Genomic DNA, 10,901 nt, shown 5'->3' on the forward strand with positions numbered 1-10,901 from the left:
AGGAAAATGCGTAGTCTCGGCGCAGACATGTCGAGGCCTCTCACATCCGGAAGACGCCGAAGTTCGACGTCCCCTCGATCGGGCCATTGGCGATGGCGGACAGGCACATTCCCAGGACGGTGCGGGTGTCGCGGGGGTCGATGACGCCGTCGTCGTACAACCTGCCGGACAGGAACATCGGCAGCGACTCGGCCTCGATCTGCGACTCGACCGCAGCCCGCAGCGCAGCATCAGCGGCCTCGTCGACCTCTTGCCCGCGGGCCGCGGCGGCCGCGCGGCTGACGATCGAGAGCACCCCGGCGAGCTGCGTCCCACCCATCACGGCGGATTTCGCGCTGGGCCAGGCGAACAGGAACCGCGGATCGTAGGCCCGCCCGCACATGCCGTAGTGGCCCGCGCCGTACGACGCCCCGATCAGTAGCGAGATGTGCGGCACCGTCGAATTGGACACGGCGTTGATCATCATCGAACCGTGCTTGATCATGCCGCCCTCTTCGTACTGCTTACCCACCATGTAGCCGGTGGTGTTGTGCAGGAACAGAAGTGGGGTGTCGGCCCGGTTGGCCAGCTGGATGAACTGGGTGGCCTTCTGCGATTCCTCGGAGAACAGCACGCCGCGGGCATTGGCCAGGATGCCGACCGGGTAGCCGTACAGCGTCGCCCAGCCCGTCACCAGCGACGAGCCGTAGAGCGGCTTGAACTCGTCGAAATCCGAGCCGTCGACGATGCGGGCGATGACCTCACGCGGATCGAACGGGATGCGCAGATCGGCAGGCACGATGCCGACGAGTTCTTCGGGGTCGAACAGCGGCTCGACCACCGGCGCCGGTGTGGGGCCCTGTTTGCGCCAGTTCAGCCGGGCCACGATGCGTCGGCCGATCCGGATCGCGTCGAGCTCGTCGGCGGCCAGGTAGTCGCCGAGACCCGATGTGCGGGCGTGCATCTCGGCGCCACCCAGGGACTCGTCGTCGGACTCCTCACCGGTGGCCATCTTCACCAGCGGTGGTCCGGCCAGGAACACTTTGGAGCGTTCCTTGATCATCACCACGTGATCGGACATGCCGGGGATGTAGGCGCCGCCTGCCGTTGAGTTGCCGAACACCAGCGCGATGGTCGGGATGCCCGCGGCGGAAAGCCGGGTCAGGTCCCGGAACATCTGCCCACCCGGGATGAAGATCTCCTTCTGGGTGGGCAGATCAGCACCGCCGGACTCCACCAGGGAGATCACGGGAAGTCGGTTCTCCAGCGCGATCTGGTTGGCGCGCAACACCTTCTTGAGCGTCCAGGGGTTGCTGGTGCCGCCCTTGACGGTCGGGTCGTTGGCGACGATGAGGCATTCGACGCCCTCGACGGCGCCGATGCCCGCGACGACGCTGGCGCCCACGGCGAAATCGCTGCCCCACGCCGCGAGCGGGCTCAGCTCCAAGAAGGGGGCGTCGGGGTCCAGAAGCAGCTCGACGCGTTCGCGCGCGGTGAGCTTGCCGCGCGAGTGGTGGCGGTCGACGTACTTCGGTCCGCCGCCTGCCAAGGCCTTCGCGTGTTCGGCGTCGAGTTCGGCGAGCTTGGTGGTCATCACCTCAGCGGCTTCGAGGAACCCGGGAGAGCTCGGATCGATGGTCGACTTGAGCGCTGTCATGACTGGAATCCCAACGTCTTCGCGGCCAGTGAGGTCAGAATTTCGGTGGTTCCGCCGCCGATGCCGAGGATGCGCATGTCACGATACTGCCGCTCCACCTCGGACTCGGCCATGTAGCCCATGCCGCCGAACAGCTGCACGGCCTGATTGGCCACCCATTCGCCCGCCTCGACCGCGGTGTTCTTCGCGAAGCACACCTCGGTGATCAGATTCGCCTCACCGGCGAGCTGTCGCTCGACGACATTGCGGGTATACACGCGGGCCACGTCGATCCGCCGGGCCATCTCGGCGAGCGTGTTCTGCACGGATTGCCGGGAAATCAGTGGCTTGCCGAAGGTTTCGCGGTTGCGGCACCAGTCGACGGTCAGGTCCAGGCAACGCTGCGCGCTGGCATATGCCTGCGCGGCGAGGCCGACCCGTTCGGAGACGAACGCCGCGGCGATCTGCAGGAAGCCGGAGTTCTCGGCACCCACCAGATTGGCCACCGGAACCCGCACGTCGGTGTAGGACAGTTCGGCGGTATCGCTTGAGCGCCAACCCATCTTGTCGAGCTTGCGGCTGACCTCGAATCCGGGTGTGCCCTTGTCGACGACGATCAGCGAGACGCCGCCTGCGCCAGGCCCTCCGGTGCGTGCCGCGGTCACCACGTAGTCGGCCCGTACGCCGGAGGTGATGTAGGTCTTGGCGCCGTTGAGGACGTAGTCGTCACCGTCTTTCACCGCCCGCGTGGTCAGGTGCCCGACGTCGGAACCGCCACCGGGTTCGGTGATGGCCAGCGATCCGATGAGATCGCCACGCAGCGTCGGCTTGACGTACGTCTCGATCAGCCGCTGGTCGCCCGAGGCGATCATGTGCGGCACCGCGATCCCGCAGGTGAACAGCGATGCGAACACGCCGCCGGGCGCGCCCGCGTAATGCATCTCCTCGCAGATGATCACCGCGTCCGCGCCGTCGCCGCCACCGCCGCCGACAGATTCGGGAAAGTTGGCGCCGAGCAGTCCGGCTTCGCCTGCCTTGCGGTGCAATTCGCGGGGGAGCTCGCCGATGCGCTCCCATTCCGCGACGTTGGGCAGCACCTCGCGCTCGGCGAAGCTGCGCACGGTCTTGCGCAGCGCCTCGCGCTCGGGGGTGTTCCAGATGCTCACTTGACGAGGTCCTCCGGGATATCGAGATGACGGCTGCGCAACCACTCGCCCAGCCCTTTGGCTTGCGGATCGAACCGGGCCTGATAGGCCACGCCCTGTCCGAGAATGCCTTCGATGACGAAGTTCACGGCCCACAGATTCGGCAGGACATGCCGCGTGACCGGCAAATCGGCTGTCTCGGGCAGCAATTCGCGCAGCTTGTCCACCGTCAACGCGTGCGCGAGCCAGCGCCACTGCGTAGCGGTACGCGCCCAGACCCCGACGTTGGCGGACCCACCCTTGTCGCCGCTGCGGGCCCCGGCGATGGTGCCGAGCGGCGCTCGGCGGGTGGGCCCGGCCGGCAAAGGATCGGGCAATTCCGGTTCGGAAACCGGTGCGACAGCGAGGGTTTCGTCGGCGGGTGCGATGTCGACCCGGGTGCCGTCGGCGTGCACGGCGACGTGCGGCACGAGCGTGGCATCGACATAGCCGGGGGTGAACACGCCGTACACCTGACCGTCTCCCGGCGGCGCGGTGGTCGTGAAGCCCGGGTAGCTCGCCAGCGCCAATTCGACTCCCGCCGCGGAGAATTGGCGACCTACGACGTTGGGATCCGGGTCGCGGGCCACGCAGTGCAGCAGTGCGCTGGCAGCCTCCTCGGTGTCGGCATCGGGGTGGTCCGTGCGGGCCAGGGACCATTCGAGCTCGGCCGGTTTGACCTTCAGCCCCGCTTCCAGTTGGCTGCGCACGAGCTCGGCCTTGGTGTCGATGTCGAGGCCGGTCAGCACGAACGTCGCGGCGTTGCGGAATCCGCCGATGCTGTTCAGCGACACCTTCAGCGTCGGAGGCGGAGCCTCGCCTCTGACACCGGAGATGCGTACGCGGTTGTCCCCGTCCTGGCTCAACTGCAGTGAGTCGACGCGCAGCGTCACATCGGGATTGGGGTAGCGGGCGCCGCTGATCTCGTAGAGCAGCTGTGCGGTGACGGTGCCGACGCTGACCTGCCCGCCGGTGCCGGGATGCTTGGTGATCACCGACGAGCCGTCGGCGGAGATCTCGGCGAGCGGGAAGCCTGGGCGCTGCAGGTCCGGGATCTCGGTGAAGAACGCGTAATTGCCCCCTGTGGCCTGGGTGCCGCATTCGATGACGTGGCCCGCGGCGACGGCGCCGGCGAGGGCGTCGTAATCGGTTCGGCCCCAGCCGAAATGCGCCGCGGCAGGCCCGACGATCACCGAAGCGTCGGTGACCCGGCCGGTGACCACGACGTCGGCGCCGCTGCCCAGGCAGTCGACGATGCCCCAGGCACCCAGATAGGCGTTGGCCGCCAGCGGTGATCCCAGCCCGAGCTCACCGGCCCGGCTCACCAGGTCGTCGCCCTCCACATGGGCGACATTGACGTCGAGACCCAGCCGTTCGGCCAGGGCGCGCACTGCCGCGGCAAGCCCCGCGGGGTTCAACCCGCCGGCGTTGGCGACGATCTTGACGCCGTTGTCCAGGGCCAGCCCGAGCGATTCCTCCAACTGCAGCAGGAAGGTCTTGGCGTAGCCGCGGTCAGGATTCTTGGCGCGGTCGCGGGCGAGGATGAGCATGGTGAGCTCGGCGAGGTAGTCGCCGGTCAGATAGTCCAACTCTCCGCCGGTGAGCATGTCTCGCATCGCGGAGAGCCGGTCCCCGTAGAAACCCGAACAGTTGCCGATGCGTACTGCAGGTGGCACACGTACTCCCGTCGACGCCGATGAGCGACCCAACCAACCGGTAGGTTATCGGGTACCGCAGGTCCCACGTCAAGGGGGCGGGGTCGGGATGTCGCCGCGGCACCCCGTTGGCTCCAGCGTGGCCCGCGCCATGCCCGGTCGCCGCGGTCCCATGGAAATCACAGCGTCCTCACAGCATTTCGCCGGTTATTTACGCTGGTGACGGAGGGTGCCCGGCCCGTGAGTTACTTGCATTCGAAAATATGGCCCGTCACTAGGGGAGATTCGACGGATTTCGGGTACGTACCCGGCCCGTTCATGCCGCAGGATGTCGGCTGAACTCACGCGTGGTGATCGCCGCCACGCGCCACGGCTGGGAAGGGAACCGGATGGCCAAGCACCGGGCAATGTCGCCGCACTCGAAGCGGGCACGCACGATTCTGGGCGGAGTCGTCGCCGGCGGGGCGCTGGCCATGATCGCGCCGACGGGCCTTGCCCAGGCGACGCCGGGCGTCGACAACGCCAAGGGGCAGGAGGGCGGCACCGGCACGCGACCAGTCGCGAGCATGGCCGACAACGCCGGCCGGCCGGACTTCAAGAACCCGGCGCCGGGCGTGCGGGCGATCCAGACGGTCGGCGACACCGTGTTCAACCAGGGCAGTGACCTCAACGCGGCCGTCGACAAGTCCGCTCTCGGCGTCCAGTACCACCGCGCCTTCGGCACCCGGGGCACGTTCAGCACCGACGAGGACGGCGTCGTCTCGTACCACGACGACGGCAGCAACGGCTACGTGACCGGGATCCTCAACACCGGAACGGGTGGGCGCAACGGCGCCCAGACCATCCCCGGCAAGGTCTACTCGCAGACCGTGGTGATCCGCGAGTGCAACATCAAGGTCGCCAACCAGACCGGCGTGCCCAGTGGCGCGCGGAGCTGCCACAGCTAGGTACGCTCGACGGACGGCGTCCTGCGGCGTCGTCCACACGGCCTGCCCGTTTTGGAACCCACGCAGGTCAACCGTTACTCTGTAGTGCAATCGTCTGCCGCTGCGGTGCGCGCGGCAACCCCAAGCAAGGAGATGCACGTCATGGCTGTGCCCAAGCGCAGAATGTCGCGCGCGAACACCCGTAGCCGGCGCGCGCAGTGGAAAGCCGAGGCCACCGGCCTGGTCGGCGTCAGTGTCGCGGGTCAGCAGCACAAGGTGCCGCGCCGCCTGCTGAAGGCCGCCCGCCTGGGTCTGCTCGACCTGGATCGCCGACGCTAGGCATCTTTGCGGCGCGCCTCTCAGGTCAATCTCAGATAGAGCGTTGACACTGTGGCTGTGCGCATACTTGTCGTTGACGATGATCGCGCTGTGCGTGAATCACTGCGGCGGTCGCTTTCCTTCAATGGCTATTCAGTCCAGCTGGCCCAGGACGGGGTCGAAGCTCTCGATCTGATCGCCGATGACCGACCCGACGCGGTGGTTCTCGATGTGATGATGCCGCGACTGGACGGTCTTGAAGTCTGTCGGCAGCTTCGCAGCACAGGTGACGATCTACCCATCCTGGTGCTGACGGCCCGCGATTCCGTGTCCGAGCGGGTCGCCGGGCTGGATGCCGGGGCCGACGACTACCTACCCAAGCCGTTCGCGCTTGAGGAGCTGCTCGCGCGGATGCGGGCGTTGCTGCGACGCACCGTGTCCGACGACGGTGCCGAATCGCAGAAGATGACGTTCTCGGATCTCACTCTGGATCCGGTCACCCGCGAGGTCACCCGCGGCGAACGTCAGATCAGCCTGACCCGCACCGAGTTCGCGCTGCTGGAAATGCTGATCGCCAATCCGCGGCGGGTGCTGACCCGCAGCCGCATCCTCGAAGAGGTGTGGGGCTTCGATTTCCCCACCTCGGGCAATGCGCTCGAGGTCTACATCGGTTACCTGCGCCGTAAGACCGAAGCCGACGGCGAGCTGCGGCTCATCCACACCGTGCGCGGCGTCGGCTACGTGCTGCGGGAAACGCCGCCCTGATCGGATGATGTCGCTCAATCCGAACACTTGGCGGCCGGGAACGCTGCCGAATACCAGTTCACTGTCGCTGCGCTGGCGCGTGATGATGTTGGCGATGTCGATGGTGGCGATGGTCGTCGTGCTGATGGCCGTCGCGGTCTATGCCGTGGTGTCCCGCGCGCTCTACGACGATTTGGACAACCAGTTGCACAGCCGGGCCCGCCTGCTCATCGAGAGTGGGTCGCTGGCCGCCGATCCGGGCAAGGCCATCGAGGGCACGGCCTATTCGGACGTCAACGCCATGCTGGTGATCCCGGGTCGGTCCATCTACACGGCCAATCAGGAAGGGCAGATGCTGCCCCTCGGGCAGCCGGAGAAGGACGTGATCTCCGGCGAGCTGCTGATGTCGCTGCGCACGGTCAACCACCAGCGGGTGCTCGCCGTGCATCTGGCCAACGGCAGTTCCCTGCTGATCTCCAAGAGCCTCGCGCCGACCGGGCAGGTGCTGCGCCGGCTGGGCACCGTGCTGCTCATCGTCGGCGGCGTCGGTGTCGCCGTGGCCGCGATGGCAGGTGGTGCCGTCGCCAGGGCCGGTCTGCGGCCGGTCGGTCGGCTTACCGAAGCCGCCGAACGCGTCGCACGCACCGATGATCTGCGGCCTATCCCGGTCGTCGGCAGTGACGAGCTCGCCCGGCTCACCGAGGCGTTCAACATGATGCTGCGCGCGTTGGCCGAATCACGGGACAGGCAGGCCAGGCTGGTGTCGGACGCCGGGCACGAACTGCGTACACCGCTGACCTCGTTGCGCACCAACGTCGAGCTGCTGATGGCCTCGCAGGCCCCCGGAGCGCCGCCGCTGCCCGAGGAGGAGATGGCGGGGTTGCGTGCCGACGTGATCGCACAGATCGAGGAACTGTCCACGCTGGTCGGCGATCTGGTGGACCTGACTCGGGACGACGCGGGCGGCGTGACCCACGAGCCGGTCGACATGGTCGAGGTGGTCGACCGGAGCCTGGAGCGAGTTCGTCGGCGCCGCAATGACATTCAGTTCGACGTCGCGATGACGGGCTGGCAGGTCTACGGCGACGCGCCAGGCTTGGGCCGGGCCGTCCTCAACCTGCTGGACAACGCCGCCAAGTGGAGTCCGCCCGGTGGCCGGGTCACGGTGTCCCTGCGTCAGATCGACCCGGTGCACGCCGAATTGGTGGTGTCCGACCACGGCCCCGGCATCCCGCCCCAAGAGCGTCGGCTGGTGTTCGAGCGGTTCTACCGCTCGACGGCCGCGAGGGCGATGCCCGGATCGGGCCTGGGATTGGCGATCGTGCAGCAGGTTGTGCTGAAACACGGTGGCGCGCTTCGGATTGACGAAACCGTGCCAGGTGGGGATCCGCCCGGGGCGTCGATTCACCTGATCCTGCCCGGCATGCCACTTCCCGCCGGACTACCCGAGGTTGCCGCGACACGCGCCGACGATGCCGCCGACGACGATGCGGTGAGCGCAGACAAAAGGTGAGACAGTTAACTACGGCCGGGGATAAATCATGGGTGCAACCAACGGTTCTCTAAGTGGATTCTCAGTTCACCTGGGCAACCTGGGGAACACCTTCTTCGTTTGTTGAGTAGTACGCGAGCCGATCGACCTTTACAAGAGAAGAGCACCGCACCGCCATGACGAACCACCCCAGGTACTCATCACCACAGCAGCCAGGCCAGGCTCCCGGCGGCGGCGCTCCCGGTTACCAGGGCCAACCTGACCCCTATCAGTCGCAGGCCTACGACTGGCGCTATGCGCGTCAGCAGCCGCAGTCGCCGCCTCATCAGCAGCCGCACGCCCACCACCAGCCGCAGCAGCCGGCGTATCGGCCGCCGTATGACCCCTACCGCGTCGCCCCGGCGACACCGCAGGTGGTCGCGCCCGTCAAGAAACGGGGCAAGGCAGGTCTGGCGGCCGGTGCGCTGGCGCTGGCCGTCGTGTCGGCGGGCATCGGCGGGGGCGTCGCCACTGTCGTAACCCACCAGGACCGCCCGCACCTCGGCGCCGAGTCCAACAGTGCCGCGCCGAGCGTGCCGGCTGCCGCCCTGCCCGCCGGCTCGGTGGAGCAGGTGGCGGCCAAGGTCGTGCCCAGCGTGGTGAAGCTGGAAACCGACATGGGCCGGGCCTCCGAGGAGGGTTCGGGCATCATCCTGACCGCCGACGGTCTGATTCTGACCAACAACCACGTCGTCGCTGCCGCCAAGCAGGCGCCGGGCGCTCCCGGCGGCGCGCAGACCAAGGTGACGTTCTCGGACGGCAGCACCAAGCCGTTCACCGTCGTCGGTACCGATCCCAGCAGTGACATCGCCGTGGTCCGGGCGCAGGGCGCATCAGGCCTCACCCCGATCACGCTCGGATCCTCACAGAACCTGCGGGTCGGCCAGGACGTGGTGGCGGTCGGCTCGCCGCTGGGCCTCGAAGGCACCGTGACCACCGGCATCGTCAGTGCGCTCAACCGCCCCGTCGCCGCAGGCGGCGACGCGCGCAACCAGAACACCGTGCTCGACGCCATCCAGACCGACGCCGCGATCAACCCGGGTAACTCGGGCGGCGCGCTGGTCAACATGAACGGCGAGCTCGTCGGGATCAACTCCGCGATCGCGACCATGGGTGGCGATTCCCCGCAGGCCCAGAGCGGTTCGATCGGCCTGGGCTTCGCGATCCCGGTCGACCAGGCCAAGCGGATCGCCGACGAGTTGATCCAGAACGGCACGGCGACCCATGCGTCCCTCGGGGTTCAGGTGAGCAATGACGCCACCACCGATGGCGCCAAGATCGTCGAGGTGACCAAGGACGGGGCCGCTGCCGCGGCCGGGCTGCCCAGCGGTGTGGTGGTCACCAAGGTCGACGATCGGGTGATCCCGAGCGCCGACGCACTCGTTGCCGCCGTGCGGTCCAAGGCGCCTGGTGAGAAGGTCACCTTGACCTACCTCGACCAGGCTGGCAAACCGCAGACCCTGACCGTCACGCTGGGGAAGGCAGACCAGTGAGGATCCTGACGCCGGCTCCGGGCCAAGTGTCACTGCGAGTGGCTGCGCCGCTGTCTGCCCGCACATATACGGTTGCAGGCATGGAACAACCAGGGGAGTTGGTGGGGCGGGCACTCGTCATCGTCGTCGACGATCGCACCGCCCACGGCGAGGAGGACCACAGCGGTCCGTTGGTCACCGAATTGCTCGGTGAAACCGGTTTCGTCGTCGATGGAGTCGTGGTCGTTTCGGCCGATGAGGTCGAGATCCGCAACGCGCTGAACACGGCGGTCATCGGTGGTGTGGATCTGGTGGTGTCTGTCGGTGGCACCGGCGTGACGCCGCGCGATGTCACCCCGGAGGCCACGCGCGACATCCTCGACCGGGAGCTGCTCGGCATCGCAGAAGCGCTGCGTGCCTCCGCCCTGTCCGCAGGCATCGCCGACGCCGGCCTGTCGCGCGGCCTGGCCGGTATTTCGGGCAGCACGCTCGTGGTGAACCTGGCCGGCTCCCGCTCAGCGGTCCGCGACGGCATGGCCACGCTGGGCCCGCTGGCGGTGCAGATCATCGGCCAGTTATCAAGCTTGGACATCTAACCAGCGCGATACGGCGGCCGACGGCCGCCGTTTTCGTTGGAGATGGCAAATGCAATATCGATGGAGCGGTCAGGTTACCGGCCAGTTAATAACTCACCGGCAATAAATGTGATCTTCGTCACAAAGGGGAATGTGAATGACTCAACAGCCCCAGCCGTCACGGCGCCTAGTTAACAAAATTTTCGGGGACTCGCTGCCGGAGATCGCGGCGAGCGAGCGCGACGACGCTTCGCCCGAGGACGCCGCCGAGCACGACCGGTGGCTTCGGAGCAATATTCCGCCTCATCACGGTTGAGCTGTGTTGCCACAGTGAACGCCGTAAATGCGCGGTCAACACTGTGATCTGGCTCAACTTCCGTTAGCGAAGCGAACTACGTCACAGCATTGCCGGGTGTCGCGAGCGCCCCCGTCCCTGCGCTCTTGAGCATCTGTTCATCCGGACCCAGCAAACTTTTACTGCCCAACTGCTGACGTGCCTGCAGATTAGTGCCTGCGTTGCCGCTCGGATGCCTCCCCGTTATGTTCCTCGTGTCAACGATGAGCGAAACGTAAGGACAAGGTGTGACCGTTCTAATCCAGGTCACATCACTGGTCTTGCCGGGAGTGCGACCGTAGTCGGTCGGGCGCCCCTACAACGACATAGCTAGGGAGAACATGAAGGCATTCAGTCGGGTGCTGACCGCGTTGGTGGTTGCGATGGCAGGTGCCTTCGCGACCCTGTTCGTGAGCACCGGTACCGCGCACGCAGGTCTGGACAATGAGCTGAGCCTGGTCGACGGCCAGGACCGCACCCTCACCGTCCAGCAGTGGGACACATTCCTCAACGGCGTGTTCCCCCTGGACCGCAACCGCCTGACCCG

Annotated in this window: 9 protein-coding genes and 1 pseudogene; 7 read left to right on the plus strand and 3 right to left on the minus strand. The window is 67.0% G+C overall.

The annotated features are described in order from the left end of the window. Positions 1 to 40 precede the first annotated feature (40 nt). From A5784_RS24650 to A5784_RS24660, 3 genes are read right to left on the minus strand one after another with little or no spacing between them, the layout of a single operon-like run. The gene (locus A5784_RS24650) at positions 41 to 1,636 is read right to left on the minus strand and encodes an acyl-CoA carboxylase subunit beta (protein ID WP_064947497.1); all 1,596 of its coding nucleotides are present in this window, start codon (positions 1,634 to 1,636) and stop codon (positions 41 to 43) included. Next, complete coding sequence (locus tag A5784_RS24655; protein ID WP_064947498.1) at positions 1,633 to 2,781, minus strand: acyl-CoA dehydrogenase family protein; 1,149 nt, start codon at positions 2,779 to 2,781, stop codon at positions 1,633 to 1,635. Before A5784_RS24655 ends, A5784_RS24650 begins: the two co-directional genes overlap by 4 nt. Beyond that, on the minus strand, positions 2,778 to 4,475 hold the full coding sequence (locus A5784_RS24660; RefSeq protein ID WP_082945057.1) for an acyclic terpene utilization AtuA family protein: 1,698 nt from the start codon (positions 4,473 to 4,475) through the stop codon (positions 2,778 to 2,780). The genes A5784_RS24655 and A5784_RS24660 overlap by 4 nt, the downstream gene beginning before the upstream one ends. 326 nt (positions 4,476 to 4,801) lie before the next feature. On the opposite strand from A5784_RS24660, the gene A5784_RS24665 reads away from it, so the two are divergent. The 7 genes and pseudogenes from A5784_RS24665 to A5784_RS24695 form a co-directional block, all read left to right on the plus strand. Next, positions 4,802 to 5,401 carry a hypothetical protein gene (locus A5784_RS24665; RefSeq protein ID WP_064947500.1) on the plus strand — a complete coding sequence of 200 codons (600 nt, stop codon included), beginning with the start codon at positions 4,802 to 4,804 and terminating at the stop codon, positions 5,399 to 5,401. A 141-nt stretch (positions 5,402 to 5,542) separates the two neighbouring features. Then, on the plus strand, positions 5,543 to 5,719 hold the full coding sequence (rpmF, locus tag A5784_RS24670) for a 50S ribosomal protein L32 (protein WP_029374188.1): 177 nt from the start codon (positions 5,543 to 5,545) through the stop codon (positions 5,717 to 5,719). Between the two features lie 57 nt (positions 5,720 to 5,776). Then, the gene (locus A5784_RS24675; RefSeq protein WP_036426346.1) at positions 5,777 to 6,463 is read left to right on the plus strand and encodes a response regulator transcription factor; all 687 of its coding nucleotides are present in this window, start codon (positions 5,777 to 5,779) and stop codon (positions 6,461 to 6,463) included. Between the two features lie 7 nt (positions 6,464 to 6,470). Beyond that, positions 6,471 to 7,955: a HAMP domain-containing sensor histidine kinase gene (locus A5784_RS24680; protein WP_064947511.1), complete on the plus strand. Its 1,485-nt coding sequence runs from the start codon at positions 6,471 to 6,473 to the stop codon at positions 7,953 to 7,955. Positions 7,956 to 8,110: 155 nt separating this feature from the next. Beyond that, positions 8,111 to 9,466 carry a S1C family serine protease gene (locus A5784_RS24685; protein ID WP_064947501.1) on the plus strand — a complete coding sequence of 452 codons (1,356 nt, stop codon included), beginning with the start codon at positions 8,111 to 8,113 and terminating at the stop codon, positions 9,464 to 9,466. A gap of 32 nt (positions 9,467 to 9,498) precedes the next feature. Beyond that, positions 9,499 to 10,041, plus strand: a complete 543-nt coding sequence (locus tag A5784_RS24690) for a MogA/MoaB family molybdenum cofactor biosynthesis protein (protein ID WP_072278485.1) — start codon at positions 9,499 to 9,501, stop codon at positions 10,039 to 10,041. Positions 10,042 to 10,695: 654 nt separating this feature from the next. Next, a pseudogene (locus tag A5784_RS24695) lies at positions 10,696 to 10,901 on the plus strand (MspA family porin); the annotation flags it as partial.

Source organism: Mycobacterium sp. 852013-50091_SCH5140682, from assembly GCF_001665685.1.
Lineage (GTDB): Bacteria > Actinomycetota > Actinomycetes > Mycobacteriales > Mycobacteriaceae > Mycobacterium.

What these genes read in the sequence shown, in the direction of transcription:
- A5784_RS24650 (WP_064947497.1), bottom strand. Translation starts at nt 1,636, where the DNA reads ATGACAGCGCTCAAGTCGACCATCGATCCGAGCTCTCCCGGGTTCCTC.
- rpmF (WP_029374188.1), top strand. Translation starts at nt 5,543, where the DNA reads ATGGCTGTGCCCAAGCGCAGAATGTCGCGCGCGAACACCCGTAGCCGG.
- A5784_RS24680 (WP_064947511.1), top strand. Translation starts at nt 6,471, where the DNA reads ATGTCGCTCAATCCGAACACTTGGCGGCCGGGAACGCTGCCGAATACC.
- A5784_RS24685 (WP_064947501.1), top strand. Translation starts at nt 8,111, where the DNA reads ATGACGAACCACCCCAGGTACTCATCACCACAGCAGCCAGGCCAGGCT.